Source organism: Pseudonocardia sp. TMWB2A (assembly GCF_017312135.1).
On sequence record NZ_QKQY01000002.1, the window covers coordinates 6,246,894 to 6,270,990 of the forward strand.

Annotated in this window: 21 protein-coding genes, 1 tRNA gene and 2 pseudogenes; 11 read left to right on the forward strand and 13 right to left on the reverse strand. The window is 76.7% G+C overall.

Annotation, left to right across the window (positions count from 1 at the left end; translation table 11 throughout):
- Positions 1 to 39 precede the first annotated feature (39 nt).
- Together DMP17_RS43775 and DMP17_RS43780 are read right to left on the reverse strand one after the other, a co-directional pair.
- Entirely contained in the window at positions 40 to 717 is a 678-nt protein-coding gene (locus DMP17_RS43775) for a hemerythrin domain-containing protein (protein ID WP_337832557.1), read from the reverse strand.
- 35 nt (positions 718 to 752) lie between these two features.
- A complete protein-coding gene (locus DMP17_RS43780) occupies positions 753 to 1,127 on the reverse strand; it encodes a YybH family protein (RefSeq protein ID WP_226355114.1) in 375 nt (124 codons plus the stop codon).
- A 191-nt stretch (positions 1,128 to 1,318) separates the two neighbouring features.
- Between DMP17_RS43780 and DMP17_RS43785 the strand changes: the two are divergent.
- Positions 1,319 to 2,584, forward strand: a pseudogene (locus DMP17_RS43785) (BTAD domain-containing putative transcriptional regulator); the annotation flags it as partial.
- A gap of 2,144 nt (positions 2,585 to 4,728) precedes the next feature.
- On the opposite strand, the gene DMP17_RS43790 reads toward DMP17_RS43785, so the two are convergent.
- On the reverse strand, positions 4,729 to 5,925 hold the full coding sequence (locus tag DMP17_RS43790; protein ID WP_226355112.1) for an MFS transporter: 1,197 nt from the start codon (positions 5,923 to 5,925) through the stop codon (positions 4,729 to 4,731).
- 139 nt (positions 5,926 to 6,064) lie between these two features.
- Between DMP17_RS43790 and ppk2 the strand changes: the two genes are divergently transcribed.
- From ppk2 to DMP17_RS43815, 5 genes are all read left to right on the forward strand, one after another.
- The gene (gene ppk2 / locus DMP17_RS43795; protein ID WP_161151226.1) at positions 6,065 to 6,862 is read left to right on the forward strand and encodes a polyphosphate kinase 2; all 798 of its coding nucleotides are present in this window, start codon (positions 6,065 to 6,067) and stop codon (positions 6,860 to 6,862) included.
- A gap of 91 nt (positions 6,863 to 6,953) precedes the next feature.
- The gene (locus DMP17_RS43800; protein WP_226355111.1) at positions 6,954 to 8,048 is read left to right on the forward strand and encodes an SDR family oxidoreductase; all 1,095 of its coding nucleotides are present in this window, start codon (positions 6,954 to 6,956) and stop codon (positions 8,046 to 8,048) included.
- 25 nt (positions 8,049 to 8,073) lie between these two features.
- On the forward strand, positions 8,074 to 8,631 hold the full coding sequence (locus tag DMP17_RS43805) for a TetR/AcrR family transcriptional regulator (RefSeq protein ID WP_226355110.1): 558 nt from the start codon (positions 8,074 to 8,076) through the stop codon (positions 8,629 to 8,631).
- Positions 8,632 to 8,674: 43 nt separating this feature from the next.
- Complete coding sequence (locus DMP17_RS43810) at positions 8,675 to 9,427, forward strand: FkbM family methyltransferase (protein WP_226364521.1); 753 nt, start codon at positions 8,675 to 8,677, stop codon at positions 9,425 to 9,427.
- Between the two features lie 35 nt (positions 9,428 to 9,462).
- Positions 9,463 to 11,817: a CDP-alcohol phosphatidyltransferase family protein gene (locus tag DMP17_RS43815; protein ID WP_337832558.1), complete on the forward strand. Its 2,355-nt coding sequence runs from the start codon at positions 9,463 to 9,465 to the stop codon at positions 11,815 to 11,817.
- 8 nt (positions 11,818 to 11,825) lie between these two features.
- Here the strand turns inward: DMP17_RS43815 and DMP17_RS43820 are convergent, their stop codons facing one another.
- A complete protein-coding gene (locus DMP17_RS43820; RefSeq protein WP_337832559.1) occupies positions 11,826 to 12,494 on the reverse strand; it encodes a RibD family protein in 669 nt (222 codons plus the stop codon).
- A 93-nt stretch (positions 12,495 to 12,587) separates the two neighbouring features.
- Here DMP17_RS43820 and DMP17_RS43825 point away from each other — a divergent pair, with 93 nt between their 5' ends.
- Positions 12,588 to 13,568: a zinc-dependent alcohol dehydrogenase gene (locus DMP17_RS43825; RefSeq protein WP_337832560.1), complete on the forward strand. Its 981-nt coding sequence runs from the start codon at positions 12,588 to 12,590 to the stop codon at positions 13,566 to 13,568.
- Here the strand turns inward: DMP17_RS43825 and DMP17_RS43830 are convergent.
- Complete coding sequence (locus tag DMP17_RS43830) at positions 13,562 to 14,212, reverse strand: GTP cyclohydrolase II (protein WP_337832815.1); 651 nt, start codon at positions 14,210 to 14,212, stop codon at positions 13,562 to 13,564. The two genes, DMP17_RS43825 and DMP17_RS43830, sit on opposite strands and share 7 nt — an antisense overlap.
- 12 nt (positions 14,213 to 14,224) lie before the next feature.
- Between DMP17_RS43830 and DMP17_RS43835 the strand changes: the two genes are divergently transcribed.
- A complete protein-coding gene (locus tag DMP17_RS43835; RefSeq protein ID WP_337832816.1) occupies positions 14,225 to 14,968 on the forward strand; it encodes a creatininase family protein in 744 nt (247 codons plus the stop codon).
- 60 nt (positions 14,969 to 15,028) lie between these two features.
- Here the strand turns inward: DMP17_RS43835 and DMP17_RS43840 are convergent.
- From DMP17_RS43840 to DMP17_RS43855, 4 genes and pseudogenes are all read right to left on the reverse strand, one after another.
- A pseudogene (locus DMP17_RS43840) lies at positions 15,029 to 15,874 on the reverse strand (lysylphosphatidylglycerol synthase transmembrane domain-containing protein); the annotation flags it as partial.
- Entirely contained in the window at positions 15,871 to 16,695 is an 825-nt protein-coding gene (locus DMP17_RS43845) for an SAM-dependent methyltransferase (protein WP_226364757.1), read from the reverse strand. The pseudogene DMP17_RS43840 and the gene DMP17_RS43845, both read right to left, overlap by 4 nt.
- Before the next feature lie 32 nt (positions 16,696 to 16,727).
- Positions 16,728 to 17,792, reverse strand: coding sequence for a glycosyltransferase family 4 protein (locus DMP17_RS43850; RefSeq protein ID WP_337832561.1), 1,065 nt, complete (start codon positions 17,790 to 17,792; stop codon positions 16,728 to 16,730).
- Positions 17,789 to 18,187 carry a 6-pyruvoyl trahydropterin synthase family protein gene (locus DMP17_RS43855; RefSeq protein ID WP_226356635.1) on the reverse strand — a complete coding sequence of 133 codons (399 nt, stop codon included), beginning with the start codon at positions 18,185 to 18,187 and terminating at the stop codon, positions 17,789 to 17,791. Before DMP17_RS43855 ends, DMP17_RS43850 begins: the two co-directional genes overlap by 4 nt.
- 289 nt (positions 18,188 to 18,476) lie before the next feature.
- Here DMP17_RS43855 and DMP17_RS43860 point away from each other — a divergent pair, with 289 nt between their 5' ends.
- Entirely contained in the window at positions 18,477 to 18,623 is a 147-nt protein-coding gene (locus DMP17_RS43860) for a hypothetical protein (protein ID WP_337832562.1), read from the forward strand.
- 46 nt (positions 18,624 to 18,669) lie between these two features.
- On the opposite strand, the gene DMP17_RS43865 is transcribed toward DMP17_RS43860, so the two are convergent.
- Positions 18,670 to 19,839: a YbfB/YjiJ family MFS transporter gene (locus tag DMP17_RS43865; RefSeq protein WP_226355104.1), complete on the reverse strand. Its 1,170-nt coding sequence runs from the start codon at positions 19,837 to 19,839 to the stop codon at positions 18,670 to 18,672.
- Positions 19,840 to 19,954: 115 nt separating this feature from the next.
- Between DMP17_RS43865 and DMP17_RS43870 the strand changes: the two genes are divergently transcribed.
- Complete coding sequence (locus DMP17_RS43870) at positions 19,955 to 20,524, forward strand: TetR/AcrR family transcriptional regulator (RefSeq protein ID WP_226364527.1); 570 nt, start codon at positions 19,955 to 19,957, stop codon at positions 20,522 to 20,524.
- 4 nt (positions 20,525 to 20,528) lie between these two features.
- On the opposite strand, the gene DMP17_RS43875 is transcribed toward DMP17_RS43870, so the two are convergent.
- Positions 20,529 to 21,857, reverse strand: a complete 1,329-nt coding sequence (locus DMP17_RS43875) for an MFS transporter (RefSeq protein WP_337832563.1) — start codon at positions 21,855 to 21,857, stop codon at positions 20,529 to 20,531.
- Between the two features lie 339 nt (positions 21,858 to 22,196).
- On the opposite strand from DMP17_RS43875, the gene DMP17_RS43880 reads away from it, so the two are divergent.
- Positions 22,197 to 22,269: transfer RNA gene (locus DMP17_RS43880), tRNA-Arg, on the forward strand.
- 65 nt (positions 22,270 to 22,334) lie between these two features.
- Here DMP17_RS43880 and DMP17_RS43885 read toward each other — a convergent pair.
- A complete protein-coding gene (locus DMP17_RS43885; protein WP_337832564.1) occupies positions 22,335 to 23,084 on the reverse strand; it encodes a CPBP family intramembrane glutamic endopeptidase in 750 nt (249 codons plus the stop codon).
- Between the two features lie 139 nt (positions 23,085 to 23,223).
- Positions 23,224 to 24,012: a hypothetical protein gene (locus tag DMP17_RS43890; RefSeq protein WP_337832565.1), complete on the reverse strand. Its 789-nt coding sequence runs from the start codon at positions 24,010 to 24,012 to the stop codon at positions 23,224 to 23,226.
- Positions 24,013 to 24,097: the final 85 nt, after the last annotated feature.

Sequence of the window (24,097 nt, forward strand, 5' to 3'; positions counted from 1 at the left end):
CCCAGTAGCAACGACGGTCGTGCCGGTGCTCCCCGGCGTTCACGACCGCTCCGGACCGTGCACGGCGCGGCGACGGCGCGCGTAGGCCCGTGGCGCGATCCGCGGCAGCAGCAGCCGCGCCGGCCCCGGCGCGTGCGCCAGCATCCCCCGCACCACCTCGGGGTCGGCGTCGTGCATCAGCATCCCGAACACCGTGACCAGCTGCGACGACGGCACGGCGGCGACGCCCGCGTCCCCGATCGCCCGCCACTCGGACCCGCTCAGGTACTGCCCGGCCAGCGGGAGGACCTCGCGTTCCTCGGCCCGCAGGTGGGGGGCGAGCTCGTCGTGCAGGGCCTCCAGCCCGGCGGCGAGGGCCGGCGCCGCGTCGTCGTCGCCGGCACGCCAGCGGCCCCGTGCCTGCTCGACGCGGGCGAGACGGTCCTCGATGCCGGCGTGCTCGTGCTCGCGGGCCTCGACGGTGCGCAGCGCGTCGCGCGGTGCCCGCTCGCGCAGCAGCGGCAGGAGCAGCCAGTCCTCGCCGTCGTGGTGGTGGCCCAGCATGTCCAGGACGAGCCGCAGGTGCCGGGCGGTGCGGGCGCGCCGCCGGGCCGGGCCGGGCGTGGCCCGGGCGACCGCGGCGGGCGCCCACCGGATCTCCCGCAGCAGCGCGGCGTGCACGACGACCATGTCGCGGGTGTCGACGGCCCCGTCCGGGGTCGTGGTGGTCGGGCCCATGGGGTCCCTCCTCGGGGTGGTCGGTCCGGTTCCGGTCAGACGAACAGCGGGTCGTCGATGACGACGGCCCAGCTGCCGTCGGGGCGGCGGCGGGAGACCTCGGCGGTCGTGCCCTGCTGGGTGACCACCGAGCCGTCCGGCAGGACGATCTCGGCGGTCCAGCTCGCGGAGGTCAGCGCCACGTCGTCGGCGACGACGAGCTTGCGGTCGGTCCCCTCCAGCCGGCGGATGGTCGCGGTCATGGCCTCGAAGGACGTGCGCAGCGCGTCCGGGCCGGTGGTCTCGCTGCCGTCGAACTCGACGACGACGCCGCGCTCGGTGTCGTAGAGGGCGAGCAGGGCGTCGACGTCGCCGGCGTTGACGGCCGTCTCGAACGCGTCGTGGATCTGGGCGGGGTGGGTGATGGTCATGTCCGTGTCCTCCCGGTGCGTCCCGCCGGGCTCTCCGGCGGCGACGGGGGAAGACTCGGCCGCCGGTGTTGCACCGGGCTTGCACGGACCTGTCACCGCGGTCCGGGGCGGTGCATGCTGGTCGGGTGGTCGGTCACCTGCGGCTGCGGGTCCTGGGCCCGGTGGAGATCGGCGACGGCGACACCGCCGTCGTGGTCCGGCGCCCGCTGGAGCGGGGTCTGCTCGTGCGGCTCGCGCTCGCCCGCGGCGTCGTCGTCCCGGACGGGATGCTGGCCGCCGACCTGTGGGACGACGACGAGGGCACCGTCGAGCGGCTGCGCGTGGTGGTGTCCCGGCTGCGGCGCACGCTCGGTCCGGCGGGTGCGGCCGTCGTCCGGGCCGGTGGCGGGTACCGGGTCGACGCCGACGTGCCCGACCTGCGCGCCATGACCGCGGCCGCGGAGCGGGCCGACGCCGCCGCCCGTGCCGGGGACCACGCGACGGCCCGGGCCGCGGCGGGCGAGGCGCTCGGCTGCTGGCGCGGACCGGCACTGTCGGACCTGCGGTCGCTGCCGTTCGCGCGCGCCGAGGCCGACCGGCTCGACGGCCGCCGGGTGGAGCTGACGGTGGCGCGCCTCGCCGCGGAACAGGCGTCGGGGGACGGGGCGCCGGTCCCGGCGGAGCTGGTCGAGCTGGCGTCCCGGCACCCGCTCCACGAGCCGCTGCGCGGGATGCTCGCCGTCGGGCTCTACCGGGCGGGACGCCAGGCCGACGCACTGGCCGAGCTGGCCGGGCTGCGCCGCACCCTGGCCGACGAGCTGGGTGTGGACCCCACCGCCGCGACGACCCGGCTGGAGCTGCGGCTGCTGCGCCAGGACCCGGACCTGCTCCCGGCCCCCGCGCCCCCTCCGGCGCCGGCCGGGCGGGCCGGCGCGGCCGTCGCGCCCGCCCCCGACACCGGCCTGGTGGGCCGCGACGCCGAGCTGGCCGTCCTCGCCGGGGCGCTCGACCGCGCCCTGGCCGGGGAGCCCGCGGTGGTGCTGGTCGAGGGCGGACCGGGGATCGGGCGCACCCGGCTGCTGGAGGCCGCGGGCGTGCTCGCCGCCGCCCGGGGGGTGCCGGTCGCGACCGGCCGCGCGGTCGCGGGTGCCGGGGCGCCCGCGTTCGGGCCGTGGCGCCGGGCGCTGGAGCGGTGGGCCCGGGAGGTCGGCCCGGCGGTCGCGGGCCCGGTGCTGGCCGGTGCCCCGGAGCCGGTCGCCCGCGTCCTGCCGGAGCTGGGCGGGACACCCCCGCCGCCGGGCCCGGACCCGTCCGGGCCGGACGAGCGGCTCGGGCTGTTCGAGCACGTCGCGGCCCTCGTCGCCGACGCGGCGGACGCCGGCCCCGGGCTGGTGCTGCTGCTCGACGACCTGCACCTCGCCGACCCGGCGTCGCTGATGCTGCTCGGGCACGTGGCCCGGACCGACCGGCGGTGTCCGCTGCTGGTCGTCGTGAGCCTGACCGACGGTGCGCTCGACGACGACCGGGCCGCGGCCAGGGCCGCGCTGCTGCGGGCGCCCGCGACCGTGCGGCTCGCACCGGCCGGGCTGCCCGCCGACGCCGTGGCCGTGCTGCTCCGGCGCGAGTCGGGGCGCACACCCGACGAGGCGACGGTGGCCGCCGTGGTCCGGCGCACCGGCGGCAACCCGTTGTTCGTCCGCGAGCTGGCCCGCGTCCCGGACAGCGCCGCGCAGGAGCTCCCGGCCGCCGTCCGGGACGTCGTCGCCGGGCGGCTCGCGGTCCACCCCGCACCGGTCCGGGAGGTCCTCGTCGCGGCGGCCGTGCTGGGCGGCGGTGTCGACGCCGACCTCGTCGCGACCGTGACCGGCACGGCCGTGGCGGACGTGCTCGACCGGCTCGACGACGCCGTCGCCGCCGGGCTCCTGGCGCCCGACCACCACTTCGCCCACGAGATCGTCCGCGACGCCGTGGCGCTGCAGGCCGCCCGCGGCACCCGGGCCCGCATCCACCTGCGGGCCGCGGAGCACCTGGACGCGACCGGCGGCGACGGGGCGGCGCTCGCCCACCACCGGCTGGCGGCACTCCCGCTCGGCGACCGGGCGGCCGCGGTCCGGGCCGCCACCGCGGCCGCCGACCTGGCGCTGCACCGGTTCGCCTTCGAGGAGGCCGCCGACCTGCTGGAGCGGGCGCTCGCCGCCGGGCCCGGTGGGCCGCCGGAGCGGGCGGCGCTGCTGCTCGACCGGGCCCGTGCCCAGTACCTGGGGCACGACGTCGCCGGGGCCGTGCGGAGCTGCGAGGACGCGGCGGCCCTGGCCGCGCACCTCGACGACCCGGAGCTGCTGGGCCGGGCCGCGACCCTGCTCCCCGAGGTCGGCGACGCCGGGTGGCTCGCCACCAGCCGCCGCTGGTGCCGGACCGCACTGGCCGGGCTCCCGGACGCCGACTCCCCGCTGCGGGCCCGGCTCACCGCGCAGCTCGCGGCCGCCTCGGCCTGGGACGACGACCGCGCGGGCCCCGACCGCGTCGTCGCGACCGGGACGGCGGCGCTGGCCATGGGCGAGCGGGTCGGCGACCCGGCGGCCTGCGCCATCGCGCTGCGGGCGCTGCAGCTGGCCCGCTCCGGACCGGCCGGGACCCTGCCGCGGCTCGACCTGGGCGACCGGATGACCGCCCTGGCCGACGGGCTCGGCGACTCCGCGGAGCTGTGGGGGCGGCTGTGGCGGTTCGACGCGCTCGTCCAGCTCGGCCGGACCGCCGACGCCGAGGCCGAGCTGGACCTGCTCGAACCCGTCGTCGCCCGGATGCGCCGCCCGCTGCCGCGCTGGCACCTGGTCCGCAACCGCGCCTGCCTGCTCAGCGCCCGCGGCCGGTTCACCGAGGCCCGGGCCGCCGCCGACGAGGCGATCCGGCTCGCCGAGCGCGGACACCATCCGGCGGCGGAGTACCCGGCGCACGCGCTGCGCACCAGCATCGCGATGCTGACCGGGGACCCGCTGGACCCGCGGCTGCCCGCGATCGAGCGGCAGCAACCCCCGCCGCGGCTGCTGACGATGCTGACCGCGCTGTGGCAGGCCCGGCACGGCGACGCCGAGGAGGCCGCCGCCCTGTACGAGCAGCTCCCCCGCCCCGAGACCGTCGCGCTGCGACCGTTCATGGAGGTGCTGTTCCACGCCACGAGCGGCGGGCTGGCCGCGGCGCTGGGCGACGACCGGGCCCGCCGACCACGCCTACGCCGCGCTGTCCCCGTGGGCGGAGCTGCACGTGGCCGCCGGGGCCGGGGTCGCGTGGACCGAGGGCTCGGTGCACGGCGTGCTCGGCGTGATCGCCGGCGCGCGGGGTCGCACCGGCGACGCCGTGGACCACCTGCGCGCCGCGGTGGCGGCGGACGCGGCCGCCGGCCTGCTGCCGCACGCCTGCCTCGCCCGTGCCCGGCTGGCGGCGGCGCTGCGCCGCCGCGGCGACGCCGGGGACCGGGCCGAGGCCGACGCGCTCGCCGCCGAGGCCGCAGGCACCGCCGCGCGGCTCGGCCTGGCGCTGCCGTGAGCACCGCGGCAGCACGCGGAGCGGCCCGGACCGCGGCGGTACCGCGAGCCGCCCGGACCGCGGCGGTACCGACGGCCGCTCAGACCGCGGCGACCTCGCGCGCCCGGGACGCCGCCGTCCGGTCCCCACGCCCGGCCAGCACCGCGACGACCAGCCCGACCACGGCCAGCCCGGCCGCGACGACGTTCGGCGAGGCGTAGCCGTAGCCGGCCGCGATCACCGTGCCGCCCAGGGCGGCCCCGATCGCGTTGGCGACGTTGAACGCGGCCTGGTTGGCCGCCGAGGCCAGGTTCGGCGCGTCGCCGGCGCCGCTGATGATCCGCAGCTGCACGGCCGGGACCAGCGCGAACGTCGTCACGGCGAAGGCGAACAGGGCGACGACCGCGGTCGCCTGGTTCTGCAGGGCCGGCACGAACAGCAGCGCGACGACGGCGTCGGCGACGAGTGCGCCGTAGATCGTCGGCATGGTCGCGATGTCGGCCAGGCGGGCGCCGACCAGGTTCCCGACGGTCATGCCGACGCCGAACAGCGCGAGCAGCAGCGTGACCTCGGTCGGGGTGAACCCGGCGACCTCGACCAGCATCGGGGTGATGTAGCTGTAGGTGCTGAACAGCGCGGCCCCGCCGACGGTCGCCACCAGCAGCGCCGTCCACACCGGACGGTGGGTGAGGGCGCGCAGCTCGGCGCGCAGGCGCACCGGGGTGGCGTCGCGGACGTCGGGGACGCAGGCGGCGACGGCCACCGCGGCGACCGCGGCGATCACCCCGACGACGCCGAACACCGGCCGCCACCCGAGCTGCTGCCCGAGCAGGGTCCCGACCGGGACGCCCGCGACGTTGGCCAGGGTCAGTCCGGCGAACATCGTCGCCATCGCCCGGGCCCTGCGGTCGGCGCTGACGAGCCCGCCCGCGACGACGGCGCCGATACCGAAGAAGGCGCCGTGCGGCAGCCCGGCGAGGAACCGGGCGGCGAGCACCGGCAGGTAGCCGGGCACGACGGCGGACAGCACGTTGAACGCGGCGTAGCCGGCCATGAGTCCGATGAGGACGTGCTTGCGCGGGAACCGGTTCGCCGCCGCGACCAGCAGCGGGGCCCCCACGACGACGCCGATCGCGTACGCCGAGATCAGCCGGCCGGCGTCGGGGATGTCGACGGCGAGCCCGCCGGCGACGTCGGGCAGCAGGCCCATGATCACAAACTCGCCGGTGCCGATGGCGAAGGCGCCGACGGCCAGTGCGGCGAGCGCGAAGGCGGGACGAGTGGTGACGGCACGCATCGGGTGCCTCCTCCGGGGAGTGGTGGGACAGGGAGGCGGCGTCGTCGTCGCAAATTAACACGTTAGACGAGTAAATAGGCGACGCGCCAGCCCACCGCGTTGTCCGCCACGTCACCCCGCCTTCTGGTTGGCTGTGCCGGTGAGCACCCCGAAGCTGCCGCGCAAGGTCTACGACGCCGAGCTGCTCCGCCTGCAGGGCGAGCTGCTGCAGATGCAGGAGTGGGTCCGGGCGTCGGGCGCCCGGGTGGTCGTGGTCTTCGAGGGACGCGACGCCGCGGGCAAGGGCGGGGCGATCCAGCGGGTCACCCAGTACCTCAACCCGCGGTTCACCCGGATCGTCGCGCTGCCCGCGCCGACCGAGCGCCAGAAGGGCCAGTGGTACTTCCAGCGCTACGTCGAGCAGCTGCCCGCGGCCGGCGAGATCGTGCTGATGGACCGGTCCTGGTACAACCGCGCCGGCGTCGAGCGGGTGATGGGGTTCTGCACCGAGACCGAGTACCGCCGCTTCCTGCGTCAGGCGCCGGTGTTCGAGAACATGCTCGTCGAGGACGGCATCCACCTGCGCAAGTACTGGTTCTCGGTGAGCGCCGAGGAGCAGGCACGGCGGTTCGCCGAGCGGCTGGAGAACCCGCTCAAGCAGTGGAAGCTCTCGCCGATGGACCTCGAGTCGATGACCCGCTGGGACGACTACTCCCGCGCCCGCGACGACATGCTGATCCACACCGACACCGAGCACGCGCCGTGGTGGATCGTCGAGGCCGAACAGAAGCGCAACGCGCGGATCAACATGATCCACCACCTGCTCGGGTCGATCCCCTGGGAGCCGGTGGCGCGACAGGTGCTGACGCTGCCGGACCGGAAGCCGTCGACGGGCTACGAGCGCCCGCCGCGCGAGGTGCAGCGCGACGTGCCCGACCACGCGTCGACGCTGATCTAGGTCACACCCACCCGGCCGGTACGACCGGTACCGGATACCGTCCCGACGAGCGACGATGCGGCACGGACGCCGCGCGAGAGGCGGTGCACCCGTGGGTGTCGTGCTGTTCACCGGGTTCCCGGGGTTCCTCGGGTCGGCCCTGCTGCCGCGGACGCTGCGCCGCGCACCCGACGCGCGCGCGGTCGCACTGGTGCAGGCCAAGTTCCTCGACCAGGCCCGCACGACGCTGGCCCGGATCGAGCGCGAGGCGCCGGAGATCGCCGGGCGCACCGACCTCGTCGTCGGGGACATCACCGTCGACGGGCTGGGGCTGGAGCAGGCCGAGCGCGAGCGCCTGCTCGGCGGGCCGCTGGAGATCTTCCACCTGGCCGCGGTCTACGACCTCTCGGTGCCGGCGGACGTCGCCTGGCGGGTGAACGTCGAGGGCACCCGGCACGTCGTGCGGTTCGCCGAGGCCGCGTCGCAGCTGGTCCGGCTGCAGTACGTGTCGACCTGCTACGTCTCGGGCCGCTACGACGGCATCTTCTCCGAGACCGACCTGGAGCTCGGCCAGCCCTTCGCCAACCACTACGACCACACCAAGCACGAGGCCGAGCGCGTCGTGGCGAAGGCCCGCGACGCCGGCCTGCCGGTGTCGGTCTACCGGCCGTCGGTCGTCGTCGGGGACTCGGTGACCGGCGCGACGCAGAAGTTCGACGGCCCGTACTACCTGCTCCAGCTGCTGGCCCGGCAGGGCCGGACGGCGTTCGCGCCGCTCCCCCGCGCCGCGTCGCGGACCCGGTTCAACCTGGTGCCCTCGGACTACGTCGTCGACGGGATCGCCGCGCTGGCCGGGCACGGCCCGGCGGTGAACCGGACGTTCGCGCTGGCCCAGCCGGCCCCGCCGACGGTGACCGAGATGTGCGAGGTATTCGCCGACCGGCTCGGCAAGCAGCTGCGCGTGGTGCCGATGCCGGTCGGGCTCGCCGCGTTCTCCATCGACCACGTACCCGGCGTCGGACGGCTGTTCCAGGTCCCGTCGAGCACGCTGGAGTACCTGACCCACCCGTCGCACTACGACACCGACGCGACGACGGCGATGCTCGGCGGGCTCGGCGTCCACTGCCCGCCGTTCGCCGGGCACGTCGACGCGATGGTCCGCTTCTTCGGGGCGAATCCGCAGGTCGGAACGGCTGCGATGGTCTGACGCCGGGAGGTCTACCGTCTCCGGCGTGGCCATCGAGCGGAACGACGTGCTCCTCGCGGCCGCGACCGTGCTCGTGCAGAACCCGGCCGCGTCGATGTCGGAGATCGCGACCGGCGCCGGCATCAGCCGGGCGACCCTGCACCGGCTCGTCGACGGCCGAGAGGCCCTGCTCTCCGAGCTCAGCGAGATGGGCGTGGAGCGCGGGATCGCCGCGATCCGGGAGGCCCGGACCGACGAGGGCGACCCGATCGAGGCGGTGCACCGGGTCATCGTCGGGCTGCTGCCCTCGGTGGACCTGTGGGTGCTCGCCGAGCGCATCCAGTCCAGCGACGAGGTCCTGGCCCGCTACGCCGAGATGGACACCCTGCTCGTCGAGCTGTTCCAGCGCGGGCAGCGGAGCGGGGCCTTCTGCGTGACCCAGTCCGCGACGTGGATGACCGAGGCGCTCTACGCCCTGCTGACCCGGGCGGTGCTCGCCGCGCACGACGGCAGGCTCGCCCGGCAGGAGATCATCGGGGTCACCGAGCGGACGCTGCTGGCCGGGGTCGTGGAGACCGCCGACCGCAGCCCCGCCACCCCCTGACTCACACGCCCGGTTCCTCCCTTTCGCCCACTACGCTCGGGGTGTGCTGACCCGCGCCTCCGGCATCGCCCGCTCCCTCGCGACCTACCACGGGATCCCGGGCCGGCAGCGCCGGATGCGCCGCTTCTACTCCGCGTTCCTGCGCCCCGGCGACCTCGCCTTCGACGTCGGCGCGCACGCCGGCAACCGGGTGCGTGCCTGGCGGGCCCTGGGCGCGCGGGTGGTCGCCGTCGAGCCGCAGCCGGACTTCACCCGGCTGCTGCGCCTGTTCTTCGGTCGCGACGACGCCGTGACCGTCCTCCCCCTCGCCCTCGGCGCCGCGGCGGGCACCGCCCGCCTCGGGGTCTCCCGCGCCACCCCCACCGTCTCGACGCTGTCGCAGCGCTGGCGCGACACCGTCGCCGACGACGCCGGGTTCGCCCGGGTGACCTGGGACTCCTCGATCGAGGTGCCGGTCGGCACCCTCGACGCGCTCATCGCCGAGCACGGCGTCCCGGCCTTTTGCAAGATCGACGTGGAGGGCTTCGAGGCCGACGTCCTCGACGGGCTGTCCCGTCCGCTGCCCGCACTCTCGGTGGAGTACCTGCCCGCCGCGCACGACGCCACCCTGGACTCGCTGGACCGCATCGAGGCCCTCGGCCGGTACGTCTACCGCTACTCCCCCGTCGAGACGATGACCTGGGACGTCTCGGCCGGGGACCGCTGGGTGGACGCCGCCGCACTGCGCGCCCTGCTCGACCGGCGCCGCCCGCTGGGCCGCTCGGGCGACGTCTACGCCCGCCACCTGCCGGACTGACCCACCACCGGGGAAGATCACCGGACAAGTCGGGCATGCTGGAGCGCCTGATGTTCCGCCCGTCCCGCGGCACCGCCGCCACCGCCCCCGTCGCCCCGCAGGTCGCGGCGGTCGCGGCGCTGCTCGCCGCCGTCCTCGCCGCGCTCGTGCCGACGACCGGGGCGGGCGCCCTGCGGGTCACCACCGCGGCCGTCACCGGCGTCGTCGCCGCGGCGCTGCTGCTGCGGGCCGCGCGCCGCGCCGGGGAGCGGACGCTCGGCCCGGCCGGGGTGGTCACGCTGGCCCGCGGCGCGCTCGCCGTGGCCGTCGTCGCCCTGGTCGGCCTGGACGGCGCCGGGACCGTCGCGCTGGTGACGCTCACCGCCGTCGCGCTCGCCCTCGACGGCGTCGACGGCCCGGTCGCGCGCCGCACCGGCACGGCGACCGCGCTGGGCGCCCGGTTCGACATGGAGACCGACGCGTTCCTGCTGATGGTGCTGTCGGTCCACGTCGCCGCGACGACCGGCCACTGGTGGGTCACCGCGCTGGGCCTGCTGCGCTACGCCTTCGTCGCCGCCGGGCGGGTCGCGCCGTGGCTGCGCGGTGCCCTGCCGCCGCGCTACTCGGCGAAGGTCGTCGCCGCGCTGCAGGGGATCGTGCTGGTCGTGACCGCGGCCGGGGTGCTGCCCACCGTCGTCGCGCTCACCGCGGTCGGGGTCGCGCTGGCCGCGCTGGTGTGGTCGTTCGGGGTGTCGGTGGTGCAGCTGTGGCGGGCCGCCGACCGGCACCCGTTCCACGCCCGCCGGGCCGGGGCCGCGCTGCTCACCGCGCTGTGCGCCGCGCTCGTCGGCGGGGTCCTGGTGCTGCCCGCCGACCCGGCCGCCCTCGACCCGGCCGGGCTGCTGCGGCTGCCGATCGAGGCGGTCCTCGGCGCGGCGGTGCTCGCACTGCTGCCCGGGCGGGTCCGGCGGGTCGCCGCCGCCCTCGCCGGGGCGCTGCTCGGCGTCGTCGGGCTGCTCAAGCTCGCCGACATCGGCTTCCTCACCTTCCAGGGCCGCCGGTTCGACGCCGTGTCCGACTGGTCGCTGCTGGGCAACGCGCACGAGTTCCTGCGCGGCGCTGCCGGTGCGGCCGGGACCGCGGTCGCCGTGCTCGCCGCCGTCGTCGCGGTGGGGCTGGTCGTGGCGACGGCCGCCGCGGCGGCCCGGCTCGGGCGGCTCGCGGCCCGGCACCGGCGGGCCACCGTCGGGACCGCCGCGCTGCTGGCCGCGGCCTGGCTGCTGGTGGGCACCCTCGCCGACGCCCGGCTCGTCCCCGGGGTGCCGGTGGCCGCCGCCGACGGCGTCGCCGAGGTCGCCCACCGCGCCGGGCAGATCCCGCGGACGCTGGCCGAGCGCCGGGAGCTCACCGAGTCCCTCGCCCGCGACGCGTGGGCCGGCCGTCCCCCGGAGTCGCTGCTCACGGCGCTGCGCGGCACGGACGTCGTCATCGTCTTTGTCGAGAGCTACGGCCGCAACGCCCAGCACGCCCCGGAGATGGCGCCGCGGACCCGCCCGGTGCTCGCCGGGGCCGACGCCCGCCTCGCCGCGGCCGGGTACGGCGCACGCAGCGGCGTGCTCACCGCGCCGGTCAACGGCGGCGGCAGCTGGCTCGCCCACGCGACACTGTTCTCCGGGGTCCCGATCGCGGGCCAGGGCGCGCACGACCGGCTCACCGCGTCGGACCGGCTGACCCTGCCGCGCGCGTTCCGCGACGCCGGGTGGGAGACCGCCGTCGTCACCCCGGCGACGACGCGGGAGTGGCCCGAGGCCGCCTTCTTCGGCCACCAGCGGGTGCACGCCGGTGCCGACCTCGGCTACGCGGGCCCGCCGTTCAGCTGGTCGCCGATGCCCGACCAGTACACCCTCGACGCGTTCTCCCGGCTCGAGCTCGACCGCCCCGGCCGGGGACCGCTGCTCGGCACCGTGGTGCTGACCTCCAGCCACGCGCCGTGGTCGCCGGTGCCGCCGCTGCTGGACCCGGCCCAGATCGGCGACGGCGCGGTCTACGGCCCGTACGCCGGCGGTCAGCAGGCCTACGACACGATCTTCTCCCTGGACCGGGCGACGCTGCGCGCGGACTACCTCACCTCGCTGGAGTACGCGCTGCGCAGCGCCACCGGCTGGGTCGCCGACCGCCGCGGCGACGACCGGGACCTCGTCGTCCTGCTGCTGGGCGACCACGAGCCCGGCGCGACGGTGTCCGGGCCCGGCGCGGGCTCCGACGTCCCGATCTCGGTCATCACCCGCGACGCCGGGGTGCTGGACCGGATCGACGGCTGGGGCTGGACGCCCGGACTGCTCCCGCCGCCGGACGCGCCGTCGTGGCCGATGGCCGGGTTCCGGGACCGGTTCCTGGCCGCGTTCTCCTGACCGGCGACTCAGGACGTGCGGTAGCGCAGCAGCACCAGGTCGCCCATCGGGCGAGCCTCGACCAGCGCCATGCCGCGCTGCGGGCACTGCGGGAACCGGCCGTCGCGCACGAAGCGCGGGGCCCGGGCGTCGCCGACGAAGAACGGCGCGACGACCACGTGCAGCTCGTCGACCAGCCCGGCGGTGAGGAACGCGGTGTGCACGGCGCCGCCCCCTTCGACCAGCAGCCGCCGCACGCCGCGGGCGGCCAGGTCGTCGAGCACCGCGCGCGGGTCCGGCGGGTCCCCCGCGGCGACGACCTCGGCGGCGTCGCCGAGCCGCTCGCGCAGCGCGGCCGCGGCCGGTGCGGCCGTGAACACCAGCGGGGCGTCCCCGCCCGCGAACACCCGCGCCGACGGGTCCAGCGACGCCCCGGTGGTCAGCACCACCCGCCGCGGCGACGGCGGGCGGCCGTCGGCGACCCGCGCGGCGCGACGCTCCGCGCAGCGCACCAGCAGCCGTGGGTCGTCGGCGCGGACGGTGCCCGCGCCGACCAGGATCGCGTCGACCCCCGCGCGCACGGCGTCCACGCGGTCGAGGTCGTCGGCGTCGGAGAGCACCAGGGTGTCCGGGCCGGCGTCGTCGATGTAGCCGTCCAGCGACATCGCGACCGACGCCAGCACGTACGGCCGGTCCACTCAGACCACCTCCGCGCACCGGGCCGTCGCCCGATACGTCCGGATACTGTCGGGGCCGTCGGCGCGCCGGGCGCCGGGATCGGGGACGGCGCGGTGGGGCACGAGGCACGGGCGTTCTGGCTGGCCGCGCCGGGGCACGGCGAGATCCGGACGGTGCCGGTGCCCGACCCCGGCCCGGGCGAGGTGCTCGTCCGCACCCGGTACACCGCGGTCAGCCGCGGCACCGAGACCCTGGTGTTCCGCGGCGAGGTCCCGGAGTCCGAGCACGAGCGGATGCGCGCCCCGTTCCAGGACGGCGACTTCCCCGCCCCGGTGAAGTACGGCTACCTGGCCGTCGGTGAGGTCGAGCAGGGCCCGCCGGAGCTCGCCGGGCGGACCGTGTTCTGCCTGTACCCGCACCAGAGCCGGTTCGTGGTGCCCGCCGACGCGGTCACCGTCGTCCCCGACGACGTGCCCGCCGAACGCGCCGTGCTCGCCGGCACCGTCGAGACCGCCGTGAACGCGGTGTGGGACGCCGCCCCGCTGGTCGGCGACCGGATCGCCGTCGTCGGGGCGGGGATGGTCGGGGCGTCGGTGGCCGCGGTCCTGGCCGGGCTGCCCGGCGCGCGGGTGCAGCTCGCCGACACCGACCCGGACCGGGCGGCCGTCGCCGCGGCGCTCGGCGTCGGGTTCGCCTCTCCCGACGACGCCGAGGGCGACCGGGACCTCGTCGTGCACGCCAGCGCCACCCCGGCCGGCCTGGCGCGCTCGCTGGAGCTGCTCGCGCCGGAGGGCGAGGTGGTCGAGCTCAGCTGGTACGGCACCCGCTCGGTGCCGCTGCCGCTGGGCGGGGCGTTCCACAGCCGCCGGCTCACCATCCGTGCCAGCCAGGTCGGCACGGTGTCCCCGCGCCGGGCGCGCCGCGGCTACGGCGACCGGATGGCGCTGGCGCTGCGGCTGCTCGCCGACCCACGGTTCGACGCGCTGATCGGCGGCGACTGCACGCTCGACGAGCTGCCCGCCGTGCTCGCCACGATGGCGGCGGGCGGGCCGCCGTCGCTGTGCCTGCGGGTGTCGCACGACAGGGTTCAGTAGCCGGTCGCGGTGTGACCGCGCGGCGCGTCCGGCGCGGCGTCGACCTGCGGCAGGACGTGCCCGAGCCGGTCGCGCTTGGCGGTCAGGTAGCGCACGTTGTGCTCGTCGGCGGGCTCCAGCACCGGCACCAGCTCGGTGACGACGATGCCGTGCCCGGTCAGCGCCTCGACCTTCGCCGGGCTGTTGGACAGCAGCCGCACCCGGCCGATCCCGAGGTGGCGCAGCACGACGGCGGCGGCACCGAAGTCGCGCACGTCGACCGGCAGGCCCAGCGCGACGGCCGAGTCGACGGTGTCCAGGCCGTCCTCGTCCTGCAGCACGTGGGTGCGGATCTTCGCGAGCAGGCCGATGCCGCGGCCCTCGTGCCCGCGCAGGTAGACGATCACGCCGCGGCCCGCGCGGACGACGGCGTCGATGGCGATCGACAGCTGCGCCCCGCACTCGCAGCGGCGCGCGCCGAAGACGTCGCCGGTGAGGCACTCGGAGTGCATCCGCACCAGCGGGGCGTCCACCGCCGTGGGGTCGCCGTGCACCAGCGCGAGGTGCTCGGGGCCGCCGTCGTACTCGCGGAAGGCGATGGCGCGGAACTCCCCGTGCCGTGTGGTCAACCGGGACTCGGCGAACTCGTGTCGGTCGTCGTGCACCCTCGCTCCTCCATGATCGGGCGGGGCCGTGAGAGCCTCGCCTGCGTGAATCCCCTCCCGGTCGACACCACCGAGGACGTCCGGGAGCGGGGTGCCGCCGTGGCCCTGCTCCCGGTCGGGAGCCTCGAGCAGCACGGACCGCACCTGCCCCTGACCACCGACACCCTCGTGGCGTCCGCGGTCGCCGCCCGGGTCGCCCGGGCCCACCGCGTGCGGGTCCTGCCGCCCCTGACGATCTCCTGCTCCCACGAGCACGCCGCGTGGGCGGGCACCGTGAGCATCTCCGCGACGACGCTGGTCGCGGTCGTCGCCGACGTCGCCGCCTCGTTGCGCGCCGCGGGCACCACCGCGCTGGTCCTGGTCAACGCGCACGGCGGGAACCACGTGCTGCGCAACGTCGTCCAGGAGTCCTCCGTCGGCCCGCTGCCGATGGCCCTGTTCCCCGTCTCCGAGGACTGGACCGCCGCCCGCCGGGCCGCCGGGTGCGAGACCTCGAACACCGCCGACATGCACGCCGGGGAGCTGGAGACCTCGATCCTGCTGCACACCGCCCCCGACCAGGTCCGGCCGTCGTACCGCACCGCCGACCACGTCGCCGACGAGCGGCCGCACCTGCTCACGACCGGGCTCGCGGCCTACTCCGCCACCGGGGTGGTGGGACGGCCGTCGCTCGCCACCGCCGAGAAGGGCCGGGGCCTGCTCGACGCGCTCGCGGTCGCCTTCGCGGGCCACCTGCGGGTGCTCGCCGGGCGCTGACGGCGCGGTCCCCCGGGCCGCGCGGCGGCGCCGCAGCACCACGAGCGCGCCCGGCGCGACCCCGACGAGCGCCAGCACCCCGTAGGCGACGGCGGCGGCGAGGCCCTCGGCGGCCGGCAGCCCGACCGCAGCGAACCCGGCCGCGGCGGCCGCCTCGCGCGGCCCCCACCCGCCGACGGTGAGCGGGATCGTCATCGCCAGCAGCGCGACCAGCAGCAACGGCAGCAGGACGGTGAGCGGTGCGGTCGCGCCGGCCGCCCGCGCGGCCAGCACGAACACCGTGAGGTGGCAGGCCAGCGCTCCGGCCGAGGTCAGCACCAGCCCGGCCGCGGTGCGCGGGCGCAGCACGGTGCGCGCGTCGGCCCACACCCGTCCGAGGCGGGCGCGCAGTAGCCACCCGGCCCCGCCGAGCGCGGCCACGACGGCGAGCACGGGCAGCACCGCGCCGCCCGGGACCGCGCCGGACGCCACCCGCAGCAGGTCCGGCTGCAGCGCCAGGACGACGGCGACGGCCGCCACCGCGACCAGCTGCCCGGCGACCCGCTCGAACACCACGGCCCGGACCCCGGCGCCGAGGTCCCCCTCGCTGCGCCCGTGGCCGACCGCGCGGTGGACGTCGCCGAGCACCCCGGCGGGCAGCAGCGAGTTGAGGAAGGTGGCGCCGTAGCAGTCGGCGACGGCGCGTCCCGGGGTCAGGCCGAGCCCGATCGAGCGGGCGACCATCCGCCACCGCCAGGCGCTGAGCACGGTCGCCACCGCGCCGAGCAGCAGCGCGGCGACGACCGCCGCCGGCCCGACGCCGCGCAGGCGCTCCAGCACCGGCCCGACCCCGATCTGCACGAACAGCACGGCGAGCAGCCCCACCCCGGCGAGCAGCCGCAGGGCCGGACCCACCCGGCCGCTCACGACCGCTCCCCTGGCACCGCCAGCAGGTCGGTGTGGCCGACCGAGACGGTGAGCTCTCCCGCGTCGAGGGCGCGCTCGCGCCGGTCGCGGTAGGCGCCGGCGTGTGCGGCGAGGCCGGGACGCTGCGCGCACGCCGCGTCGAGCCGTCCGGCCAGCCACTCGCGGAGCAGCGCGGGCCGGTCGGGGCCGAGCCGCCACGGCGAGTCGGCGGTGCGCACCCGCGCGCCGTGCCGGGTGAACGCGGCCGCCGCGGCGGCGGGGGCGTCCGGCCCGAGCATCCGTCGGCCGTTCTCGTCGCGGCGCTGGTGGTCGTCGAAGGCGGCGCCGATCTCGGCGTCGAGCGGGTCCTCGGGGTGCAGCCGGACCCGGCCGGACACGGTCAGGGTGACCAGCACGGGGCAGCCGGCGGCGGTGCAGGCGGCGGCCAGGGCGTCCATCTCGTCGGCGGTGAGCAGGTCGAGCAGTGCGGACGCGGTGATCAGCGACGTCCCGGCCAGCGCGTCGGCGCCGAGCCCGGTGAGGTCACCGGGTCCGGCCTCGCCGGTCACGCCGTCGGGCAGCGACGCGACGGCGTGGGAGAGCACGACGGGGTCGCGGTCGTGCAGGACCCAGTGCTGGCCACCGGGCCGGGCGAGGCGCGGGGCGAGCCAGCGGCCCATCGACCCGGTGCCGCAGCCGAGGTCGCGCACCAGCAGCGGGCCCGGCGGCAGGAGGTCGCGGACGGCGTCGGCGAGCGCGGTCGAGCGGGCGTCGGCGTCGGCGGGCTCGCGCAGGGCGAGCCACTCCGGCGGGCAGACCGGGTCGCCCGCCGCACCCTGGATCGGGACGGGGGCGCGGCGGTCGGCGGCGGCGCTCACGGCAGCACCGCGCAGAGGGCCCGGGCGGTGTCGTCCCAGCCGTCGAGCCGGTCCCGGCGGTCCCGGGCGGCGGCGCGCAGGTCCGCACGCGTCCCCGGGTCGGTCAGCCAGGACCGCAGCGCGCCGGCCAGCGCGTCCGGATCGCCGGGGGCGACGAGCAGCCCACCGCCGCCGAGCGCCTCGGGCACCCCGCCGACCGCGGCGGCGATCACCGGGACGGCCCGGGCCAGCGCCTCGGTGACGACCATCCCGTAGCTCTCGGTGCGCGAGGGCAGCACGAGCAGGTCCGCGGAGGCGTAGGCGGCGTCGAGGGCGGGGCCGGTCAGCGGGCCGGTGAGGGTGATCCGCCCGGCCAGGCCGTGCCGGTCCACCGCCGCGCGCACGGCCGCGGTGTGCGCGGGGTCGCGGTCGAGCGGCCCGGCCAGGCGCAACGTCCACTCCCGGTCGGCGACGCGGGCGAGGGCCTCGACCAGCAGGTCGTGGCCCTTGGTCGGGGTGAGCGCCCCGACCGCGAGCAGCCGGGTACCGGCCGGGTGCGCGGACGTCATCGGGGCAGCGTCCACCCCCGGCGACGCGACGTGCACGCGGGCGACGGGCAGCTGGTGCAGACGGACCACCCGCCGTGCCGTCCATTCGCTGGTGGTGACGACGGCGGCCGCCGCGTGCAGCGCCGCGTGCTCCCGGGCCCGGCGGTCCGCGACGACCGCCGCGGCGAGCCCGTGCTCGTCGCCCAGTGGCAGGTGCACCAGGACGACCGCGCGTACCCGGCCGGTGTGCCGGGCGAGGACCCCCGGCGCGGCGCAGGCGACGAGCCCGTCGAGCAGCACCGACGCGCCGTCCGGGACGCCCGTGAGCGCCGCGTCGAGCCGCTCGAGGGCGGCCCGGTCCGGGTCCGGCCAGCCACCCGCGACGGCGATCTCCCGCACGGGGCGGTCGAACGCGGCGCAGACATCGCGGTCGTAGCGGTTCCCGCCGCTCGGGGAGCGCGGGTCGTCGATCCCGGCGGGGACGACGACGTGCACCGCACGCCCCGTGGTCCGGGGCGGTGCGGGAGCCGTCACAGGTCCCGCTCGTAGCTCGCCCACGCGACGTGAGACTCGTGCAGCGTCACCGTCAGGCCGGTCAGCCCGCCGGCGTTGCCGCCGAGCCTCCCCGCGCCGATGCGGTCGGCGAGCCGGTCCGCGATCGCCCGGGCCAGGAACTCGGTGGTCGTGTTGACGCCCGCGAACTCGGGGTGGTCGTCGAGGTCGCGGTGGTTGAGGTCGGCGAGCGTCTCCGCGAGCTGCGCGGTGGCCAGCCCGATGTCGACGACGATCCCGTCCGGGTCCAGCTCGGGGCGCCGGAAGGTGGCGTCGACGAGGAAGGTCGCGCCGTGGCGCTGCTGCGCCGGTCCGAAGACCTCGCCGCGCAGGCTGTGCGCCACCATGACGTGGTCCCGGACGGTGATGCTGAACAAGCGGTCCTCCTGCACGCGGCGCTCGCTGAACCGGTTGTCCAGACGAAAAGCGGGCAATGTTCATGAAAGCACCACGCCGGTGACGCGGCGACCGAGCCGCGTCGCGGCGGTGGCCCGCGCTGGTCACGCGCGTGCGCCCGGCTGCTGCGGCCCGTCACCGGTGCTGCTCCGAGCGGATGAGGCGTGACACACGATGGTCACCATTGAGACAGCAGTGTCTCACTGGCTACTCTCGTGGTGCGAGTCGGACAGAGCAGCTTCCGAGTCGACCACTACGAGGAGGTAGCCGATGACCACCCACGAGACCCCGATGCCGTCCTGGCCCGAGACCCTGCGGGACGCCGGCCGGCGCACCGGGACCATGCTCCGCGCGATCTGGGTGGGCATCGACACCTGGAGTGCCGTCACGCACGGCCGCACCCCGGCCCGTCGCTGACCCCCGTCCCCCGGCGCGGTACGTCCGCACCGGGGGACGCCGTCGTTCAGGCCCGGTCCGCGTCCGGCGGCGCCAGCCGGGGGTGCAGCTGCGCCCAGGCCAGCAGCCCCAGCGCGGCGGCGACGGCGAACGTCCCCGCCGTCCCGATCCGGCCGGCCAGCGCCCCGGCCAGCGGGGAGCCCACCGTCTGACCGACGCCCAGGGCGAGGCACGCCCAGGTCACCGCGCGTGCGGGAGCGCCCGGGAGGATGTGGGCGGCCCACAGGATGCACAGCCCGGTCAGCCCGATGTAGCCCGCGCCGAACAGGCCCGCCGAGACGACCGCGCCGGCCAGGCCCGGCTCCGGCAGCGCGAGCAGGGCGATCCCGGCCGAGAACAGGGTCCAGACGACGAGCCCGACCGTCCGCAGCCCGTACCGCTGCGCCGCCCGTCCCACCGCGCCGCCGAGCACGCCGACCACACCGATCGCACACCAGGCGACGGTACCGACGACCGGCCCGGCGCCGAGCTCGTCGAGCCGCGCGGTCGAGAAGGTCCAGTACGGCGCGCTGACCAGCCCGAGCAGCCCGGCGACGGCCAGCAGCGGCAGCACCCGGCCCCGCCCGCGCTCCGTGGGCGCCGCCTCGGGGACCCCCCGCGGCAGCAGCCACGCGGCGGCGGCGGTGACGACGACCGCGACCAGGCCGAACCCGAGCCAGACGGCCCGCCAGTCCCCCGGCAGCAGCGGCGTGAACGCGGTCAGCGCGAGCCCCGCCCCGGTGCCGGTGTTCGCCCAGGCCTGCGCCCGGGTGCGCGCGGCCGCACCGACCGTCTCGACGACGAGCTGCGCCACCCCGGGCGTCGCGATGCCGGCCCCGGCCCCCGCCACCACGATCGCGGCACCGAACACCACGACGCCCGGCGCGAGGGCCATGAGCAGCAGCCCCACCGTCGCGGAGACGGCGGCCGCGATCGTGGCGCCGCGCGCCGACCGCGCCGACAGCGCCGGAGCGGCGAGCAGCCCGAGGACGTAGCCCGCCGTGGAGAGCCCACCGAGCACGCCGACCGCGGCCGGGGTCAGGCCGAACGTCTCGGTGAAGCGGGGCACGAACAGCCCGTAGGCGTAGCGGGCGACGCCGTAGCAGAGCGCGATCACCCCCGCGCCGAGCAGCGCGGTGGTCCACCAGGGCCGGTCGGTGGCGGGTGCAGGTCCGGGCCGTTCGCAGGTCGCCGTCATGCCGATAGTGAACAGACCTGTCTGTTTGATTGCAACTTGGCTCGACAGACAGCGCCGTTTCTGCTGCTAGAGTCGGCCATCAGAACAGACCGTTCGGTTCACTCCAGGAGGACCTATGGCACGCACGCGGCGCGGCGACGCCGGGGCGAAGGTGCTCGACGCCGCGTCCCGGCTCTTCTACCGGGACGGCATCAACGCGGTCGGGGTGGACACCGTCGCCGCCGAGGCGGGGGTCACCAAGACGGCGCTGTACACGAACTTCGGCTCGAAGGACCGGCTCGTCGTCGCCTACCTGCGGGACCGCGACCGCCGGTGGCAGTCCGACATCGACCGGATCACCGCCGACCACGCGTCGCCGCGGGACCGGATCCTCGCCGTCTTCGACGCCTACGAGACCTGGCAGTCCCGGGAGGACTTCCGCGGCTGCGCGTTCCTCAACGCGGCCTCCGAGCTGCCGCGCCTCGACCACCCGGCCCGCGAGGTCGTCCGGCACCACAAGACCGCGCTGCGCAGCTACCTGCAGGCCCAGGTCGAGCGGCTGGGGACGACCGAGCCGGCCGCGGCCCTCGCCGGGACCCTGATGATCCTGCTGGAGGGGGCGGCCGCGATGGCGGTGGTCGAGCGCGGGACGGGGCCGATCCGCGCGGCCCGGGAGGTCGCCGACGGACTGCTCCCGGCGGCCTGAACGGTCACACCGGGACGGGTCCGTGCGGGTGCTGGTCGTCGACGACGAGCCGGTGCGCGTGGGTCCAGCCGTGCACCGAGGGGCTGGCGGTGACGACGTGGGCGTGGTCGGCGTCGTGGTCGTGGCGGTGCCGGACGAGGTCGGCGCCGGCCGTCGGCCAGACCGTGACCGCCACCCCGAGCGCGACGACGGCGAGCGCGGCGAGGACCGACCAGGTGAGGGTCCAGCCGGCCGAGACCGCCAGCCAGCCGGTGAGCGGGTAGGTGACCAGCCAGCAGGCGTGCGACAGGGAGAACTGCGCGCTGAACAGGGCGGGCCGCTGGCCGGGCCCGGCCGAGGTGCGCAGCAGGCGACCGGTGTTGACCATGATCCATCCCGGGCCGAAGCCGACCAGCGCCCACGCGAGTGCCGCGGTCGTCCACGACGGCGCGGCCGCCAGTAGCAGGGTCGCGCCGGCCGCCAGGCAGGAGACCGCCGCGCCGGCCAGCATCACCGTCCGGACCGGCAGCCGTCGGGCGGCCCACGGGGAGGCCAGCGCCGCCGCGGCCGTCCCCGCGCCGGACACCGCGAGCAGCAGCCCGACGTCGGCCTCGGTGCCCCCGAGCAGGTCGCGGACGACGTTCACCGTCGTCACCAGCGACACCACCCCCACCGCGGCGACGACGACGTTCAGCGCCAGCAGCCCCCGCAGCTGCGGGACCGCCCGGAACAGCCGGACGCCGAGCAGCAGCCGGGTCGCGAAGCCGCCCTGGGCGCGGCCCGCGACCGACGGGACGGCCGTCGACGCCACGAGGACCGCGGAGAACACGAACCCGGCACAGGTGCCGACGAACAGCGTCGAGTAGCTCATCACCGCGACGGCCGCCGCGGCCAGCAGCGGGCTCAGCACCGTCTCCGCGCTGCTCGCGAGCTGCGAGGCCGACAGCGCCCCGGCGTAGTCCCGCTCGTCGGGGACGACGTCGGGGATGACCGACTGGAACACCGGGGTGAACGTCGCCGAGGCCACCTGGAGCACCGCGACCAGGACGAACACCTGCCAGATCCCGGTCACCCAGGGCAGGACGAGCACGACCGCCGCGCGGACGACGTCCGCACCGACCATCAGCATCCGTCGCGGGACCCGGTCGGCGACCGCGCCGACGACCGGCCCGACGACGACGTAGGCCACCATCTTGATCGTCAGCGCCGAGCCGAGGACGAGCGCGGCCCGCTCGCCGGCCAGGTCGTAGGCGAGGAGCCCGAGCGCGACCGTCGTGAGCCCGGTCCCGACCAGAGCGACGACCTGGGCCGTGAACAACCGGCGGAACCGCGTGTTCCGGAACAGCGATCGCACTGGCCCTCCCCCGTCGACTGCGGGGACCGTAGAACGATTTCCCGATCGCCCCAACGGATCAGTTGCCAGAAGGGAGCAGCAGCCTCCCGGCGTGAACTGCGAGGTGGCGGCGGTATCGTCACCGCTCCACGAATCCGCAGGTCAGCGCGGTCCGTGCCGCAGTTCCGACTGCGAGGAGGTCGCTGTCGCCGTGAACTCGCAGAAGCCTTCCGGTGTCGTAGTGGGCGAGGTCACGGCGACGATTCCCGGATTCCGCGCGGACGGCGGATCCACCGTTCCGCGGCGGGGCGGGCAGCACCGGCGGTCGGGCGGGGAGGCGTCCGGGTAGGCTCCCCTCAGGCCCTCGTAGCTCAGGGGATAGAGCACCGCTCTCCTAAAGCGGGTGCCGCAGGTTCGAATCCTGCCGGGGGCACGCAGGTCAGAGGCACAACGACGATCCTCCGACCGGAACCCGGAGCTCGACGACACCGTCCCGGTTCAGGCGACGCCGTTCCCGTCCCGGCTCCCGCGCGGGCCGATCGTCCACGCGGGAACGGAACCACGGACGACACCGACCATGACCACGATCATCACCACGCGGAGCGCGATCCCCACCACTCCGCCCTCCGGCCCGTACTCCCCGCCGGTCAGCCACGACGGGCCGGTCGTCGACTGGTCGAGGACCGGTGTGGCCAGCGCGTAGCCGCTCACGGTGAACCCGAGCGCGACCTGCAGCGTGTTCCAGGCCCAGCGCATGCCCACCCCGAACCAGATCCGCCCGGTCCGCCACCGCGCGAGCCCGTTGACCAGGTTCGTCGCGACCGCGCCGACGACCGGCAGCACCCCGCTGCCCGTGGAGAACACGTACGGCACCGCCACCAGCACACTCGTCACGACCAGTGCAGCGGTACGACCGACGACCACCCCCAGCCCGGTCATCAGCAACGCCCGGAACACCACCTCCTCGACGAGGAACAGCACCAGGAAGTAGACCGCGACACCGACCAGCACCGCCGTGACGCCGGCGAACGGACCCGGCCGCAGCGTCCCGGTCGCCGCGAGCGCCCCGTAGAGCACACCGACCGACACCGCACCGAACAGCACACCCCGGGCGAGGTCGGGAAGCGGTCCCGGCCGGACCGACAGCCCCAGCCGGGTGCGCCCCCGGCGACGCGCGCGCACGGCCAGTACCCCGAGGACGGCGGCCGGGACGAGGAGCAGGGCGTTGGCCACCATCTGCGTGTCCATGGCGACACCCTGGCGCCATTCCTGATCACCGGCAAGACGGACCCGGCGGGTGCCGACAGGCCCGACGCGAGGCCCCGCCCCGCGAGCAGGTCACCGACGGGCTGCCCGGGATGCGCCGCCGACGCGGCCACCGTCCGTGTCAGCCGCGGTGCGGTTCCCCCTCTCCGCCGGCCCAGGCCGGACGGAGCTCGTCGCCGCCGGCCAGCGGTGGCCACGACCCTTCCCCGCGCCGGTCCCGGGTGGTCGTCGCGGCGGCGTACAGCTGGATGTCGCGCAGACCGACGCCGACACCGGCCCGTCGCAGGTGCCGCACGAGGGGGACGACCTCCTGCTCCCACCACCGTTCGGCGAGGGCGCGCCGGTCCGTCAGGGGAGCGTCGCGCAGGGACTCGCGGAAGCCCCACGCCTCGGCGGCGTCCGCGAGCCGCATCCAGTCGGCCGAACGGTCGAGCCACAGCTCGGTGCGCACCGGGTCGGGCAGCGGGATGCGGGTCAGGAACTCCCGCTCGGCGGCCTTGCTGGGCAGGTGCATCACCCTCAGACAGGCCAGCGCGTAGGCGACGGTGCACACCCACCGCACCCGGGCCGGGATGACCGCGTGGCAGCGTGCGCGGCCGACCGAGACACGGTGGTGCCCGTCGACGACGAAGTACATCTCCCCCAGACGCAGCAGGTCGATCCGGGCGACCGGCCCGCCGGGGCGGGCCATCAGATCGGCGACCGCGTCCCACCGGTCCCGCAGGTCCGAGTTCCTCAGCCGGAACTCGGCGTCGAAGTCCTCGGCGCGCCCGACGGTTCCGACGATCCGCTCGACGCGGACGTCGTCGTGGTACTCGAGCATGTCCCCGCGACGGCCGAGAGCGAGCACGGCGTCCTCGTACGGGACGAGCCGGTCCACTCCCGCCGCGCTCCGGAGTAGGTTCCGCACCCGGAAACCATAAGGACATGTGCGACGACGGCGCCACCTCGCCGAGGGGGAACGCGTTCCCGCGACGTCCGCACGACGGACGGCG

Excerpts from the sequence above, each read along its gene's own strand:
- DMP17_RS43775 (WP_337832557.1), bottom strand. The coding sequence starts at position 717 with ATGGGCCCGACCACCACGACCCCGGACGGGGCCGTCGACACCCGCGAC.
- DMP17_RS43780 (WP_226355114.1), bottom strand. The coding sequence starts at position 1,127 with ATGACCATCACCCACCCCGCCCAGATCCACGACGCGTTCGAGACGGCC.
- DMP17_RS43790 (WP_226355112.1), bottom strand. The coding sequence starts at position 5,925 with ATGCGTGCCGTCACCACTCGTCCCGCCTTCGCGCTCGCCGCACTGGCC.
- DMP17_RS43815 (WP_337832558.1), top strand. The coding sequence starts at position 9,463 with ATGCTGGAGCGCCTGATGTTCCGCCCGTCCCGCGGCACCGCCGCCACC.
- DMP17_RS43835 (WP_337832816.1), top strand. The coding sequence starts at position 14,225 with ATGATCGGGCGGGGCCGTGAGAGCCTCGCCTGCGTGAATCCCCTCCCG.
- DMP17_RS43860 (WP_337832562.1), top strand. The coding sequence starts at position 18,477 with ATGACCACCCACGAGACCCCGATGCCGTCCTGGCCCGAGACCCTGCGG.
- DMP17_RS43865 (WP_226355104.1), bottom strand. The coding sequence starts at position 19,839 with ATGACGGCGACCTGCGAACGGCCCGGACCTGCACCCGCCACCGACCGG.
- DMP17_RS43870 (WP_226364527.1), top strand. The coding sequence starts at position 19,955 with ATGGCACGCACGCGGCGCGGCGACGCCGGGGCGAAGGTGCTCGACGCC.
- DMP17_RS43885 (WP_337832564.1), bottom strand. The coding sequence starts at position 23,084 with ATGGACACGCAGATGGTGGCCAACGCCCTGCTCCTCGTCCCGGCCGCC.